Origin of the sequence: Rhizobium aethiopicum (assembly GCF_900094625.1) — a bacterium.
GTDB classification, from domain to species: domain Bacteria; phylum Pseudomonadota; class Alphaproteobacteria; order Rhizobiales; family Rhizobiaceae; genus Rhizobium; species Rhizobium aethiopicum.
Genome location: NZ_FMAJ01000019.1, coordinates 22,996 through 37,772, shown reverse-complemented (window position 1 = coordinate 37,772; position 14,777 = coordinate 22,996). Strand labels below are relative to the sequence as shown.

11 protein-coding genes and 3 pseudogenes are annotated in these 14,777 nt (G+C 58.5%); 3 read left to right on the top strand and 11 right to left on the bottom strand.

What is annotated here, in order from left to right:
• Positions 1–5: 5 nt before the first annotated feature.
• From GA0061105_RS27400 to GA0061105_RS27390, 3 genes are read right to left on the bottom strand one after another with little or no spacing between them, the layout of a single operon-like run.
• Positions 6–305 (bottom strand): TrbC/VirB2 family protein, encoded by a 300-nt coding sequence (locus tag GA0061105_RS27400; protein ID WP_077991346.1) that lies wholly within the window; start codon positions 303–305, stop codon positions 6–8.
• Positions 302–970: a lysozyme family protein gene (locus GA0061105_RS27395; RefSeq protein WP_077991344.1), complete on the bottom strand. Its 669-nt coding sequence runs from the start codon at positions 968–970 to the stop codon at positions 302–304. The genes GA0061105_RS27400 and GA0061105_RS27395 overlap by 4 nt, the downstream gene beginning before the upstream one ends.
• A gap of 3 nt (positions 971–973) precedes the next feature.
• Positions 974–1,510: a hypothetical protein gene (locus tag GA0061105_RS27390; protein ID WP_077991342.1), complete on the bottom strand. Its 537-nt coding sequence runs from the start codon at positions 1,508–1,510 to the stop codon at positions 974–976.
• 98 nt (positions 1,511–1,608) lie between these two features.
• Between GA0061105_RS27390 and GA0061105_RS27385 the strand changes: the two genes are divergently transcribed.
• Positions 1,609–1,980, top strand: coding sequence for a hypothetical protein (locus GA0061105_RS27385; RefSeq protein WP_004673403.1), 372 nt, complete (start codon positions 1,609–1,611; stop codon positions 1,978–1,980).
• 768 nt (positions 1,981–2,748) lie between these two features.
• Positions 2,749–2,931: a hypothetical protein gene (locus GA0061105_RS27380; RefSeq protein WP_016737443.1), complete on the top strand. Its 183-nt coding sequence runs from the start codon at positions 2,749–2,751 to the stop codon at positions 2,929–2,931.
• A 110-nt stretch (positions 2,932–3,041) separates the two neighbouring features.
• Here the strand turns inward: GA0061105_RS27380 and GA0061105_RS27375 are convergent.
• From GA0061105_RS27375 to GA0061105_RS27345, 7 genes and pseudogenes are all read right to left on the bottom strand, one after another.
• Positions 3,042–3,254 (bottom strand): annotated as a pseudogene (locus GA0061105_RS27375) (zincin-like metallopeptidase domain-containing protein); the annotation flags it as partial.
• A gap of 32 nt (positions 3,255–3,286) precedes the next feature.
• Entirely contained in the window at positions 3,287–3,838 is a 552-nt protein-coding gene (locus GA0061105_RS27370; RefSeq protein ID WP_077991339.1) for a hypothetical protein, read from the bottom strand.
• Positions 3,831–4,412: a hypothetical protein gene (locus GA0061105_RS27365; protein ID WP_077991337.1), complete on the bottom strand. Its 582-nt coding sequence runs from the start codon at positions 4,410–4,412 to the stop codon at positions 3,831–3,833. Before GA0061105_RS27365 ends, GA0061105_RS27370 begins: the two co-directional genes overlap by 8 nt.
• Positions 4,409–6,349, bottom strand: coding sequence for an integrase (locus GA0061105_RS27360; RefSeq protein ID WP_425348782.1), 1,941 nt, complete (start codon positions 6,347–6,349; stop codon positions 4,409–4,411). Before GA0061105_RS27360 ends, GA0061105_RS27365 begins: the two co-directional genes overlap by 4 nt.
• A 206-nt stretch (positions 6,350–6,555) precedes the next feature.
• Positions 6,556–8,343 (bottom strand): hypothetical protein, encoded by a 1,788-nt coding sequence (locus GA0061105_RS27355; RefSeq protein ID WP_077991333.1) that lies wholly within the window; start codon positions 8,341–8,343, stop codon positions 6,556–6,558.
• Complete coding sequence (locus tag GA0061105_RS27350; RefSeq protein WP_077991331.1) at positions 8,340–9,764, bottom strand: tyrosine-type recombinase/integrase; 1,425 nt, start codon at positions 9,762–9,764, stop codon at positions 8,340–8,342. The genes GA0061105_RS27355 and GA0061105_RS27350 overlap by 4 nt, the downstream gene beginning before the upstream one ends.
• Positions 9,765–9,928: 164 nt before the next feature.
• Positions 9,929–10,642: pseudogene (locus GA0061105_RS27345) on the bottom strand (ArdC family protein); the annotation flags it as partial.
• 294 nt (positions 10,643–10,936) lie between these two features.
• Between GA0061105_RS27345 and groEL the strand changes: the two are divergent.
• Positions 10,937–11,160 (top strand): annotated as a pseudogene (groEL, locus tag GA0061105_RS33560) (chaperonin GroEL); the annotation flags it as partial.
• A 747-nt stretch (positions 11,161–11,907) separates the two neighbouring features.
• On the opposite strand, the gene GA0061105_RS27335 reads toward groEL, so the two are convergent.
• Complete coding sequence (locus GA0061105_RS27335) at positions 11,908–14,706, bottom strand: sensor domain-containing protein (protein WP_077991329.1); 2,799 nt, start codon at positions 14,704–14,706, stop codon at positions 11,908–11,910.
• Positions 14,707–14,777 lie beyond the last annotated feature (71 nt).

Genomic DNA, 14,777 nt, shown 5'->3' with positions numbered 1-14,777 from the left:
AGCGCTCAATTCCCGACGATGGTGTTGACCAGCTCGGTGGCGCCGAAAATGCCGCCGATCCCGATAATCCAAAAGCCGGCTCGCCTCAAATCCATGTAGCCAAACATCCAGGCAATGCAGATGATGATGACGGCGATGACCGCCAGCAGACGGGCGATATTGCCGGTCAGCATGTCGACGATGTTCTGCAGCACGGTTTCGATGCCGGCGGCCTGGGCGAAGGCTGGCTCGACCAGGCAGATGACAATGGCGGCCGCCATCAGCGTGGATGAGGCAAGGGGGCGAAGACTGGCTTTGGAGATCATTCACTTTGCTCCGATCGATCATTCTGGAAAACGAGAATCGAGGATTGCCGCCCTGAGCTGAACACATCCCAGGATGCGGCCTCGACGGTTTGGGAGGGTTGTAAAGGCGGTTCGGGAAGTGCTGGTACCACCTCATCCTGTGGCTGCCCGCCAGCCCCGGCCTGGTCACCGCGTTCGCCAATGGTGAGCGAGGCAAGCGTCGGCGATAACTGCTTTGCTTCCTGGCGTACCTGCTCGTCATATTTGACCATGGCGCCGAGGGATGGATCATCGCGGCCATAATAGGACTGGAGCATCACCCTTTCGGCCTGAGCCGGATCCCCCGCGCGTAATGCGGCGCGGTAGTATCCGTCGAGAAGCGTGGCCGTGGCCTTGAGGTTCCGGCAGGGATCGAAGGCGTCGGCGACGGATAGATTCAGTTTCTGAAGGTGCTCGATGCCAATGCCGCCAAGGCCGATCTGGATATCCTGGCGATCGCCAATCAGGGACGTGGCAACCTCGATCGCTTCGGCCTTCGATGCGGGTTGGGTGGCCAGCGGCGGGCCCGTGTTGATGCGGATGGCGAAGGGCTGAAACCGGCTCTCGAGGCTGACAACGCCGGCCAGCGTCTGCACCTGAACCATCGGCGCACAGGTTTGCGCGATTTCGACGAATGCAGCACCCATCGGTCAATACCAAACGCGCTGTTTACCGGCGCCGTCGATGGTGACATCGACATAGCGCGGCTGCGATCGCACATTCGGGCGCGTTATCGGATAGCCCATGCACTGGCGGTGCCCGTCCACGCGCTGCCAATGTGGCGACAGGACCGAATTGTCGCGGGAAGTATAGTCGTTCCCATCCCAGCAGAGGCTGTTGCTGACCGGCTGCGGCGATGTCGATACGCAGGTTGCTTGCCGACCGCCGCGACCGCTATCAGTCGTGAGCTTGTACCCCGCATCGCAATAATAGGGCTCATAGCCAGGCCGCGAACTCTGAAAACCGACGCCGCTACAGGTCGGGAATGAGTGCCCCTCGGCAAGCTCCCGCCACAGCTTCTGGATCGGCGGCCGGCATTCTGCATATTGCGTCGGCCCGCCGGGATTGGAAAGGCATAGGATAACCTGGCATCCCCAATCCTCGGCCCGCGCGTTACTGCCGAAAATAAGATAGGGTGGCGCAACGAAGCAGACCGTAAGCAGTGAATTCAGGAGAAGGCTTTTCATGAACAGGATCCTTCGAGACGATGGCGCCCTATTGCGTTTCGGGAGACTCAATCTGCCTGCCCGCGTTTATACTGTCGTATATAACATAGTTAAATGACATGACAAGCGCGATTAAAACGCAATGGCACAACCTTGCCTTCTCGGGACTCATTCTCCATGAGATCCTCGACCATCCGCTGGAGGACGAGACCCCGCAGGCGAGGCTGAAGCAGATCGGCATGATGACGATCCTCTATACGATGACTCAGGCCCATCAGAAGCTAACCCTCTCTAATATAATTGAGATTACCGAGCTAACACGCAGCGGTGTGAAGGAGACGGTCGACCTTTTGGTAAAGCGGGGAATGCTGGTGGAGACGATGGGGAAGAACGCCATGGGCCGGGGGACGGCGCGGCAATTCGAGATCTCTCAGGACCTCCTGAGCAAGCTGAGCTCTTTCCGCGCCAGCCAGGAGGCGGGGTTAAACTGACTGATCTTCGGCTTTAATGGAGTGAGATGCGAATCATCCGCCAGCCCGATCGCATGGCTGCCGGTAGTCATCAGGGACGATCAGGCAACCCGTCCGCAGGCGGGTTGCAATCAAACAATGAAGAGTATCGGAGAAATCAGCATAGCGGCGCCGTGAGGCGGATTTCGGGAATTCTCGCCACGCTAAGGGCGGAACAAGGGCAGCCGCAGGAGCCTCAGCATAGCGGCCGTCAAGGGAGGCGGGACCGACTGCCCCCGCCCGTGCGTTCCCTATCTCCGTCGCCGCTCAGCATATGGAGCGCGTTGCGCACCGGCGAACTCGGCTGGAACATGACCTACCGGTGAGGGCGCCGATGGTTGGCTCTCCAGTGTCTATCCGGCATTACGCGCCAAGCGAAAACAGATTTCATGAACGGGTCCAACGCGTTTGGACGGAGAGATCGCTAATCCCAGGCAGGATCTGACGAAACAGGAAAGACGTTGTTTGCAGCTTTTATCCGACGGCGATAGTGACGGTGCTATCCATAGGAGACTGAAACTTATCCATTCAAACCGTCCGCCTCCATCTTTCCAATGCGCGCCAGCGGCTGCAGGCACCCGCTCGTGTTGAGGCCGCGGCCAAAGCTGTCAGCGCAAATTTATCAAAGCAATATTTTTTGCTAGTTCCAAATAGATCATCCGACGACCCGCTGTCATCAACGCTTCTCTCGATGCTACGCACGACGACTCGTTCGCGCGGGACATCGTTCTCGTTCGCCCTCGGCGGACGATGGCTTCCGCCATCGCGATGCTAAGGGAGGATCTGCCGGAGGAGGTTGCAAGCCTGCACAGTCGCGTGATTTTCAGCATCGACGGTCGAGGGGATGCGCTGGTTCTCACCACGGGCCGCATGACGACGCCGTCGGAATACTTCGCGCGTCACTTCAATATGCCGGTGAACACGCCCCACTAGCTGCGCGAGGTCAATGCCTGACGATTTTAGACGCCGGTTCGCGGGATAGGAGCTTGCGGCCGTCGGGTCGCGGCAGTGGGCGGCGTCCGGGTGGCTAAGAAGGAGACGGCTCACGCCGCCTCCTCCTCGTTGAGGTCCGGCTGCAAGTCATGCAGATAGTCGACCGCGCGCTGGGCATGAGCTGCCGCTGAAAAGATGGCACGCTTGTCGCTGCCGAGAACCTTGAGCCAGTCATCGAGATAGCTTGCATGGTCGGGGCGTGGTTCGAGCTCGGGGACGATACCAAGATCGGCGCAGAGAAAGCAGCTGCCGAGTTCGGCGATATATCCTGACAGTCAACCGAAAAATACGATGTTCAGGACGTGGCGCAGTACCGGCGAAAAGGGGTGTCAATGAAATCTGGAGCCTTGGCGACATATTCGAGCGTCGCGCGGCGCCCATCTTCTGAAATCGATCGAATGTGCTCCGCAGCAGCGGATATTGAAAACGGCTTGCCGGTCTTCTGCGTGAAATTGCTCTGCAAATTGGTCCAGACGACGGCATCGAACGCTCTCGTGACCGCCCAAGCGTTAATTATGGAGCCCGACCCATCATCTCGCGATCGTGTGCGGCCATCCCGATGGATATAACCAATATTGGCAAGGCTTGTGCCTTCTCGGATGCGGAGATCCTCCACAGCCTCCGACAGGTCACTTCTCAAGCTTTGACAATAGGCAACCTGGTTATCGGAGCCATTCATCGGATCCAGCACAAGCGTCAATGCTCCGAGGCGAGACGACGAAATACGTGAGAACTCGATCTTCAAGACCGGCCCGTCGAATTGCCACGGCCCATGCCAATTATCGAAATCTGGGCGCCCGTCCCATAGCAAAGAGCCCCATCCGAGGATTGCAATTCGTTCACTCATGGCGGCCTCTTGGCGATGTGTTCGGTGGCCAGCATGCAGCAACTAGGAAGAAGCCCGCTAGGAGCAGCACGACAAGACCGCTGACCCCTGCTATCGGTTTGGCACATCCGCCGGGCTGAACGATTGATAGCAGACCCAGCCAAATGCTAAGTAATCCCGCCCAGATTCCTATAGCACCGAGACGAACCCCTAACCTCACGACGATATCTGGATGATGTGACGCAGCACGCATCTGGTACCAGGGTTTCCAGCACCCGAGCGGGCATAAATTGAGTGTTACCTTGCCAGTTTCGTTATCCTTGTCGGTAGTGCCAAAGCCTCCCAAGGCATCTCGATACCACCCAGACATCACGATGGTGTTTTGCTTCAGCTCGTTGATCTCTATACGGCCAGCACCCTCGGCATTGTAGCGATCCAAGAAGTTCTTATCGAACTTTCTGGTCTGACAAACGACGCTCCGATCATTTGTCTGATGGATTATTTTTATCAAACTTCGGGACGGGAAATCTTCGACCCAGACCCACCCCTCATTCGCCTCGTCGTGTAATGACGCACGGATAATATAATCTGTCATTGCCCCCCTCCCTCCAGAACTGCCTGTATGCGACCAAGCTCACTTCTTAGTACTTCCCGTTGCAATTTTGACAGCCTTTTCTCTTTCAACAAGCTTCGAGTATCGTCAGCCATACGTTTCCATGCTGGCAGGTGCCGAGCGGTGATGCAGGCGTTTGGACAGCGCGTTGGCTGGCAAAGTGCTGTTAGCGGCGATTTGTTGTCGTTGTTGGTGGCCTGCTTCAGGCACATGGCCATGCCGGGATCGAAGAAGCAATCGGCCAGCACGCCGACATGAAGGGTCCGCGCGAGGCTCGCGAGCATGGTGCGCAGTCGGGCGCGATCAGCGATCATGGCCGGAAGCGGCCCGAGATCATCCGATACGCTGTCGAGCGTCTTCGCGATCCGCACCGCCGCAGGCCCCGACAGCCTGGCTCCGGCCTGCCGCTCGTCGAAATAGATCAACAGGTCGTCGAGCTGGCCGAGGCTACGCTGGTTCTCGACTTCCGCCCTGAAACCGGAACGGCTGGAGCCGGCATATCCTTCGAAAGCGGCGACGGAGGCATGCTTGTACTGGATCATTTCGGCGATGGTGCCGAAGGGACGATTGGCGATGTGCCATGCGATCGTTCGTCTGAACTGCCGCGTCGTAATACGCCAGGGTTGTCCACCTGGTCCGCTCGGGACCGCTGGCTCGTCGGGTGTTCCGAACAGGTCGTTGAGGTGATCTCGGAATCGGTTGAGCTGGCGGACGATCTCAGCCGAGAGGTGGTCCTTGCAAACAGGCCTTGCGATCAGAACGGGCCAGAGCGTCATCAGGCCGCGGGCGGAAGCGACCCGAAAAGACAAGCGTTCCAGAACCTCGACAGCTCTGGCAACGGGCTCGATGGTGACCCACTCGGCAGGTTCACCCTGGGCAGACTTGCCCTTATAGGCGACGGATTGCACGCGATGGCGCATGATCACGCCGTCGTCGCTGCGCGTCAGAGAAACGCATCCACGCTGCATCGCCTGGACTTCGCAATCTCGCATGCCGGTCAGATAAGCACAGAGAATATAGGCCGCTGATTGCAGCATGCGCTCTTCCGCCGCCAGGGTCTTGGCATCGAAGCGAGACCGCCAGGGCTTGCCGGTCTCTGGAAGAATGGAGATGGGTGTATCCATGCCGCCAGTCTCGACACCGAGCTCGAGCACCGCAGCTCTGATCTGGCGTGGAGCGCCGTTCGTGAGTTGAATGTGCATCTTCGGCTCGGCCAGCGTGTCGATACCGATGTGCAGGTGAAGCAGGTGGGCGTTGACGGGTGGCGACAGCTCTCCTGTCTCGGGATGCCGGAGAAACATGCCGTTATGGGCAGTGCCCCAGACCGGCACCCCGCGACCTTCACTGCGCAGCCGCCCGAAATAATCCTCAAGCCGCTTACGCTGCTGGCGCCGCCGGTCATTACGTTCGAGAACGCTGTCCTGCTCGATGAGTGAGGTGCAGTGAGCTTCGAGGTGGTCCATCTCCTCGCGGGCTGCGAAGATATCGGCGGCGAACTCGGTGACATACCGGATCGACCAAGCCAGCAACGGTGAGATGATTGTCTCGGGAATGCGCGGCGTTCGGTTCTCGCAGATGTGACGATAGCCCGCGACACGCGCAGGTGATCTTCCGGACCAAGGTTGAAACCGCAGTCCTCCGGAGGGCAGATGGTCGCGATAAAGGAAGAGATCGGCAGGTACTTCCAGTAATTGCGCGACAATGACGGGCCGACGGGCCCGATCGGCACTGAGATGGCGGGCATATCGGTCCAGGAGTGGCTGATCGACCAGGTGAAGATCGACAGCACCGAGTTCATCACGCACGAAATCGAAGAAGCGCCGCGCTCGGTTGAACGCCTGCCGGACACTGCCGGGAGGAAGTATCTTGCGGTGACCCGGCAGATCGACGTTCAGCCGGGCATAGAGGAGTTCGCGCAACGCCTCGCGGACGCTCGTATCCCCGACAGACCCGAGATGCACGGTGACATGACAGCGACGGGCGCTCTCCCGAAACACGGCCGGGCCGAGATCCCAGCTCGGATCACTGTAGCGCGACAGAGCGTCCCGATCGAAACCAGGCTTCAACGGAGCGGTCGCGAGAACCGGGCGCAGATCGTGTTGCCGGGCTGCTGACGATAGTCCCCTCATTGGCGGGCCTCCGGAGGGAGATAGAGGGGATGCACTTCTGCCTCGCGACGGGCTGCGGCAACCACACTGTCGGGGAATGCCGGCAGAACCTGCCCGGCAATGCGAGCATGGGCACGCCCAAACTTCATGGCCCAATCCGCCGCGGAGAGACCCGCCCGCTGCTCTTCGATAAACCGCAGGAACGCGACGATAGCCGGCAGCTTGCGCGCGGTGATGACAGCGTTACGGCATTCGAGACAGCCCCAGAACGGTTGCGGGCAAGGCTCGCCTGAGTCTCCGAACGGGCTGCGGTCAAACCCGGAGCATGCCGCCAGCCAAACGTCCTGCTCGCCACTGAGGATACCGTCTCGGTTCTCGCGCGCTTCCGGCGTCGCATCGCATTGCCGCCAGGAATCTTCCCGGGCGGGCGCCACAACGATCGGACCTGCAGCGGCCGCGACTTCTGAGAATGCCTCGGCAATGGTGGCTTCGTGCAGCGGTCGCAGCGAGGGGATATCCGCGTAGTGGCGAGCGGCGATCTCCGGCGTATGTCCGACTGCGAAACGGGTCATATGACCCTCGGTCTTCAGATACCAGAGCGCCTTGTGGGTCTTGCGCAGCCTGGAAAGAACGAGACGAAGAGGTTCACCATTGTCATCGACGATCCCATGGCCTGCGGTCCATCGGTCGACGAGCTCATGTGGATGCTCGATACCCGCCCGGAGCTGCGTAGGCCCGGTATAATAATAGAGCCAAAGATTCTCGCTCGGCACGAACTGCCGTGTGAATGCCGTTGCCTCGATCAGCTTGCGGATCAGACCGCCCGGTGTTCCGATCCCACCGTCACGGACGCGGATGTGCTTGTGCTCAGCGCCGCGGGCCCGCCGCTTCACATAGGCGATCTCGATCGTGCCGGGTCCGGGATTCTGAAGGCAGTCGACCGTCAATGCCTTGCAGCACTCGATCTCAAGGCCGGTCTCCAGTGACAGGAAGGTCAGCAGAGGAGGAATATCCATTGCACGCAGATGGAAACCTGCATGTAGATCCTCGGCCAGGGTCGAGACCGGAAGACCACGCCGCAGCCTCATGAAATAGAGGCTTTTGAAGGCGGGGTCTGCGCTGCTGAGCCTGCCGGACGCGACGATCCGGGCATTGGCCTCGTCGGTCACTCTGCGAAGGTTGGGATAGTTGTCGTCTTCATCCAGCGGCTTCCCGATCCGCCGGAATATCCTGGCGATATCGCCACGGGCAGCGTCGCGAAGCTGCCTTGCAACGAACGGGCTATAGGCATCACGCGGTCGGGATCGGCCGGCGGATTGTGAGCTAGTGTAGCTGAGGCGACGACGAACACCTTCATCCAGAAGCCTTGGCTGGTCGGCGTCTATCGAGCGCAGGGCGAGGATGGCTTTGGCGAGAACAGTGTGTCGGTGGATCGGGGTCATCCCGACGAATGCGAGGAAATCCTCATACCCATCGATATCATCTGCGCGCAGATCGGCGGGCGTCTTTACCGTGGAATGCTCGCGCAGATATGCGAAAAAGCGGAGATAGGCCTGGAGGTGTTGCTTGATCGTGCTCCGCGCGCCGAGCGGACCACCAAGCTCGGACTGCCGGCGCAGAGCCCCTGCAAACGCGAGGGCGAAGGGTCTAGGATGCTCGCCGACAAGATCAACTTCGACGGACCCGCCATACCGCGCCTCGATGTTGAAGCGCAGACCCAGCACCGGATCGCTGGCGTGTGGAAGAACAACGCCATCGGCTGGCGCAAAACGAACCGCAGTTCCCTTGCGTGGGCGCCCCCTCATAGCGTGGCCTCCGAGGGGAGCAGTCCCAGGAGTTCTTCGACAGCCGCATCGACGGTATCGGAGCGCGTCGCGATGTGGTCCAGGTAAATATATGTTGTCGTCAGGCTGGCATGGCCCAGAAGCCGTTGCACCTGCTGGAGAGGATCGCCAAGAACTTGCCGATATCCCTCCATCGGCCCGGCAGGCAAGGCAGCATCGCGGAGGCGATGCTGAATGAGCATCGCCAGCATGTGAACGGCGAAGGTGTGACGGAGTTGGTGCGGGCTGATGCTGATATCGAAACCGAAGGATCTGCACCGGCTGGAGGCACGGGCGAAAGCGACTTCCCAGGAGTTCGGCTGCACCGGTAAGCCGATCTCCGAAAGCCATAATATCGCCGGTTCGCTCGGCGTGCCGTCGCTGTCGCAGACAATGATCCGACCGCGTTCCTCCGGATCGAGCAGGTCGAGTGCGATATCGCCGCCATCAAGCAACCGCAGCCGGGCAGCATGCCGATCCCGATGAACGAAGATCGGTCGGTCGATCGACCGCCACGCAGAGCGTTGCTGGAACTTCGTGACGGCATGAGCACGTTCGACACCGACATAGGCGCGCACCTGCTGGAGCAGTCGAGCGGGAACGAGGATCTGTCGACCGCGATCACCCTTGGTCTGGGCATCCGCCAAATCCAGCCAGACCTGACGGCCCGGACGCTGATCGCCGAAACCGAGATCGGAGGTGAAGAGGGATGATGCTTCTTCCAGCCGAAGACCTGTCGTCACCAGGAGATCGGCGAACAGCGCATTGCGGATACCGTTGCGATCTCGGGCGCCAGGGCGTACGTGGCCGTCAGGCAAAAGCGTTTTGAGGCCGACGTCCCGAAACCGTCGGTAGTCATCGAGCGTGACGAAACTGACGTCGGTTCGACGCGCGGCGGGCTCATAGGCATCGTTCCGCGCTGCCACCTGCGACCGCCGCCCAGCGTACCCCTGCCTCCAGACCGAGCGATGCGTGAAGGGTGCTTCCGCGATCAGTCCTTCCTGCACACCCCAGCGATATAGCCGGTCGAGGCAGGCGACGGCGCGGTTCCACGAGGCAGCGGAGATGCGTTGTCCAGCGTCGGCGCGGCGCTGGACGCGGTGATAGGCAAGAACATCATGCCGGTCGGCTTGCCATATCGTCTTCGCGCAGGCTTCCGAAAGAAAACGAACCCAGACGAGAACGTCGTAGCCATAGGCACGAAGAGAATGGCGGGAGCGAACGCCGTTGAGAGGGAGGTCGCGGAAAAAGCGATCCAGATCAGGATCGTATAGCGCCCCATCGCAGAGGATCATCGGGACATAGGCATCAAGCCCCGCCGATGATCTGCGCTCCTGAATGGTGATACTCAAAGCTGCGATTACATTGTCCACAAGTTGCTCAACCTTCCCCCGGACCCCCATCCGGGGAGCCCAGAATCAACGAAGGAGTTCAACTTGCCCGGCACTCTCCAGGCCGGCCTCCGCCAGCTATTTGGGAGCGCTGCGTCCGGCCTGGAAAGCGCCTCCGTCAGCGAGTGCATCAACCTGAGCATGAAGCCAAGAGTTAGTGCAGACTGTCAAGATAAGGCAATGAGCTCTTCGCGGGCGCGTTCGCTCCTGTCTTTCGCATAGCGGCTGAGATCCCGATCGAGCCTTCGCGGTGCAGCGGTCCAGTGCGTCATCTCGTGACTGAGAACGGCGACATAGGATGCATCGTCCCGGAAGGCGTCGAAGCACGGCATCTGGATGTAGTCACGGGCAGCAGCATAATAGGCCGCCGATCCTCCATGGCGGATCAGGGCGCCGGTATTGGCAAAGAAGCGGCCGGCAGCACCGATGCGGCTCATCCAATCCTGGTCAGGCGCGATGGAATGGGCAAGGCCATCAAGGCCGGTGATCTGGTCGGTGTTGAACACGGTGTAGGTTTTGAGGAAGGGGATGTCGCGTTCGATTTCGGCGCCTGTCTCCGTCGTCTCGGCGCGGATGAAAGAGCTGGCGAAGACGACGGTCGTGCCGGTTTCGCCCCTGCGGACGGCGCCGCCGAGCTCGATTGCCTGGCGAAACGTCATCCACCTTGGTGATGCAAAGCCGCGGGCGATGGCTTCAGACCAGAGGAGCAGAGCATTGATGCCGGTGTAGGGTTGGCCATTGTGGCGCAGTGGCCGGCTGACCTCGGCTGTCCAGCCTCCCGTCGTCCATGGCTTGGTCCATGGACGGACGCCCTGTTTGAGATCGGCGATGATCTTGGTGGTGATGCGGCTGTAGATATCGGATCGTTGATTGGATTGCTGCCTGTTCATCTCTGAACCTCCGTTCGAGGTCGCGGCCATCGCGACCTGCTACGGCGGTCCAAAAGCCAGGCTGCAAGTGCGGCCAGCACCCGCAGGGCCGCAACGAAGTGAAGGACGGCAAAGCCGTTGCGGGCAGCGCGAGCCTGGCAGGACCAAAAGCCGGGGCAGGACGGGATGCAGCAACACCACGGCGAGACAGGTTTGAAACCCAGGCAGAAATGAAAAATCCAGTCTATTACGCAAGGCGGGAGCGTCCGGGATGAATCGATGGACCCGAAGCGTGGCATCGACCTTGCGCGGCCGTTCCTCGTCGACGCAATGGAGAAGGTTAGCAACGAGAGTGCCATTTCGTCGAGGAAGCCAAGACCGCCGAGACCAAACTCGTAGTCTTCGCGCGCATGCAATTCGACCCGTACCTCAGCCCCTACTTCGTCGCCAACCAGGACAAGATGCGGGTAGAGTTCGAGGATCCGTATATCCTCATCCACGAAAAGAAGCTATCGAACCTGCAGTCCTTGCTGCCGGTAAGTTGAGGTCTGATGGAGCATTCCAATCGGCCGACCGCCTTCAGCAAATAGGCAGAACCATTACGAAATCACGGCGCAATCGCTGGCGTTTTTTTCCGCCACCCGTTCAAATGGCCGAAAGTTTCGAGTTGATCGAATTGAAGCTCCCGTGTTCGGGAAGTGGTGGGATCCGGGAACGTTTGGCAAGATTCAACGAACCACTGGCCGCCACGCCCAGAGAGGGTCATAGGGAATACGATGACAAGCGCGGACGCTCAGTCGTTCAGTCAGGTTGCGAGCACGTATCAGCTTGGGATCGGTATGACTCACATAGCGCCTCCAACTGATTTACGGCACTAGCCAAATCGTGAAGTTCCGATTTCAGCGATTGGATGATGTCGAAATGTCCGGAGCCATTCGAATTCGCAGTTGAACTTTTCAAATCCGCAGAATTTCTATTCGGATGGGGAAATGGGATGAGCTTTTGCACGGTTATGCTTTTGACGATATTGACGCAGAATAGTAGATTGTACTGGGCAAGTCTTTGCAATGGCAATCGAAAGCGAAAACACGTCAACGTATGTTTCGTCGCGCAATTCGGTACAGGGCCTGCATATTTCGGAACATCAAAGCACCTGAAGTTTTAAGTAGTTCCTATTGGTCCGCGTTTTATCCAATCGCCCAGAGTAGTTTGGGCTTCCGTTGGATGAGTGCGGTATAAACAGCGCCGCAGGTGGCGTGGATCCTGCGCGCTGTTAGCCGTAGGCTTCACGCGGTTCGGGTCCCAACAGATGCGGGAGGCAAGCGCATGAGTGCCACCCCTTCCTCTGCGGGCATCGGCGTAAGATGGGAATCACCGCGAGAGAACTCGGGCACTGCGTTTGCAGCGAGAAGTTCGGACTTCGGGATGGGCTTGCTATAGTAGAACCCCTGTGCCACAGCGCAGCCGCTTTCAGCCAAGAATTTTTCTTGATCGACCGTCTCCACGCCCTCAGCGACTACATTTTGCCCTAGGCAGCGCGCAATTGAGAGAATTGCCTTGACCAGTTCTCTACTTCGCTTGTCGGATCGATTGATGAATGACCGGTCAATTTTGAGGGTATCAATGGGAAAGTTAGCCAAATAGCTCAGAGATGAGTAGCCGGTGCCGAAATCATCGATCGCTATGGAAATTCCGCTCGCATGCAATTGAGAGAGTGTCGTCGAAACGCCCTCGCAGTTATGGAGCAGGAGACTCTCAGTTATTTCAACCTCGATCCACTCCGCACGACAACCGGTTTCCTGCAATACGTCCGCCACCGTTTGCGACAAACGCGGGCATTGAAACTGCTTAGGAGACAAATTTATCGCAATCTTGTGCGGGGGCAGTCCATCTGCATTCATGACGGCAGCCGTGCAACACGCCTCATGCAGCACCCATCGTCCAAGATCGATGATCAATCCCGTTTCCTCGGCGACACCTATGAATTCTCCCGGAGGGATCATTCCCATCTTCGGATGATGCCATCGTAGCAGTGCTTCTGAACCGATCACCTTTCCGTTGTCCAATAGGACCTTTGGCTGATAATGGAGTTCAAGTTGCTCATGTTTCAAAGCTAGGCGTAGGTCTGATTCTAGCGCTAGGCGCTTTTCAGCCCCAATCGTGAGATCCTTTGAGTAGAAGCGGAAGTTGCTACGCCCCGAGCGCTTCGCCAAATACATCGCAGAATCCGCATATTTCACCAAATCGTCGGGAGCGTCGCCGTCATTTGGAAATACCGATATCCCGATGCTGCAGGATACAAAGATCTCCCTGTCGGAAAGCATGAAGCGTTCGCCGAATGCGGCAAGCATTCTGCTGGCAATTTGAGCCAAATCGTCATTGTCCTGAACATTGGGCAGCAAGACTGCAAATTCATCTCCACCGAGTCTCGCCACGGTGTCGCTGGCACGGACGCCTTTTTTCATGCGTGTCGCCACCTGCCGCAGCAACTCGTCACCAACGGGATGTCCCATAGTGTCATTGATCGCTTTGAAATGGTCCATGTCGATCAGCATCACCCCGGCTCGCTGGCCCGCCGAAGCCGCGTCCCCGATCATCTCGCGTAGCCGTTCATTGAAAAGTGTCCGGTTAGGCAGGCCGGTCAGAGAATCGTAGAATGCCATCTGATGGATTTTCTTACGGGACGTGTCCAGTTCGGTGATATCGCGGGCGACGCCGAGGATCCCCATCAGCTTTCCCCCCGTGAATACCGGAACCTTACGAGTCTCCAAAAGCGTTGATCGACCGTCCTCGTGAGCGGTAAACCGTTCCTCATTGATGAGAATACGGCCGGCTTGCATGGCCTCCTCATCCTTGTCACGAAAAAATTGGGCGAGTTCGGGAGTAAACAGGTCATAATCCGTTTTCCCGACGATTTCCGCTTCTGCCTTGCCGACCAATTCTTCGAAGGCATGATTGCACAACAGATATTTGCCTGTTACGTCTTTCAGCCATACCATATCCGGAATGGTCTGCAGGACACTTAGGAGGCGAGCCCGAGCTTCAATAGTCGTGCCCTCGGCGTGCTTTCGTTCGGTAATATCGCGAGATAACACCAGAAAAGTGACGGTTGAGTGATTGCTGCTTGGTCGCCTTGCGACCGACAGTTCAAACCAACGGGATTCGCCGTTTGGTAGGGCTATACGGACACAACGACCGTAGGAGGCGCCGGTTTCATCGGCTTCTTCAAGAGCCAGCATAGCGATGTCGGCCTGATCTGGAGGGAGCACATCGCGGACAAGCTTGCCGAGCAGCACTTCTTTTCGCTGCGCCAGGATCTCCTGATTCCTTGCCCAGACCTGCAGGTAGCGACCGTCGGCATTTACCTCGAACAGAACGTCAGGAATGGCGGCAATAATTCCCTCTGCGAATTCAAGAGCCTCTTTGAGATCATGCTCCGCACGTTTTCGCTCTGTGATGTCCAACATCGCGCCAACCAAGCCGATCCTGTTACCAGCGATATCAGTGATTGCGGTCTTGCTGAGTAAAAGATCAACGACACCACCATTCTCGGTGGTGGCCTTTGCTTCATATTGCTGAACACCGCCATTTGCAAAAAGCGCCTCGTCCAACGCGGCATACGTCTCGGCTATGGGTGCGGGCACCAAATCGAAAACGGTTTTTCCGATAATATCTCCCTTTGAGCGGCCGGAGAAGCTTTCGAAGGCCCTGTTGCAACCAAGGTGTATCCCATCTCTGTTTTTGAAGAAGACGGGTAACGGGATCGCGTCGAGTACGACGGCACTGGACATCTCTTCGGCGTTGAATGGCAAGTCGACGTTTGTCGCAGGATGCCGGGGATTCGCCCGGAAAGCCTTCTCAAACGGTTGCTTCAGACTTGCGACATCTGCGTCGTGACCGTCCGATGGCCGGACAACGGAGGCTTCCGAAAATGGCGGGGCCGTGCCCGTGGCAAGCGGAGGGCTGGCATTGACCGCGTTGCGGAAGGCTCCACGCCCCTGGTCGATTTGAGCATCAGTCGCCATCTGCACTTCCACAGGCTGTTCGGGGCGGGATGTGCGTTCCGATTGACGTACGTGTTTCATGTGCCTGTCCTGCTTTGTCACGTGGCTGAGCAATCATGCGTCAAGCCAGCATTTTGTTAGGACCGCACAAG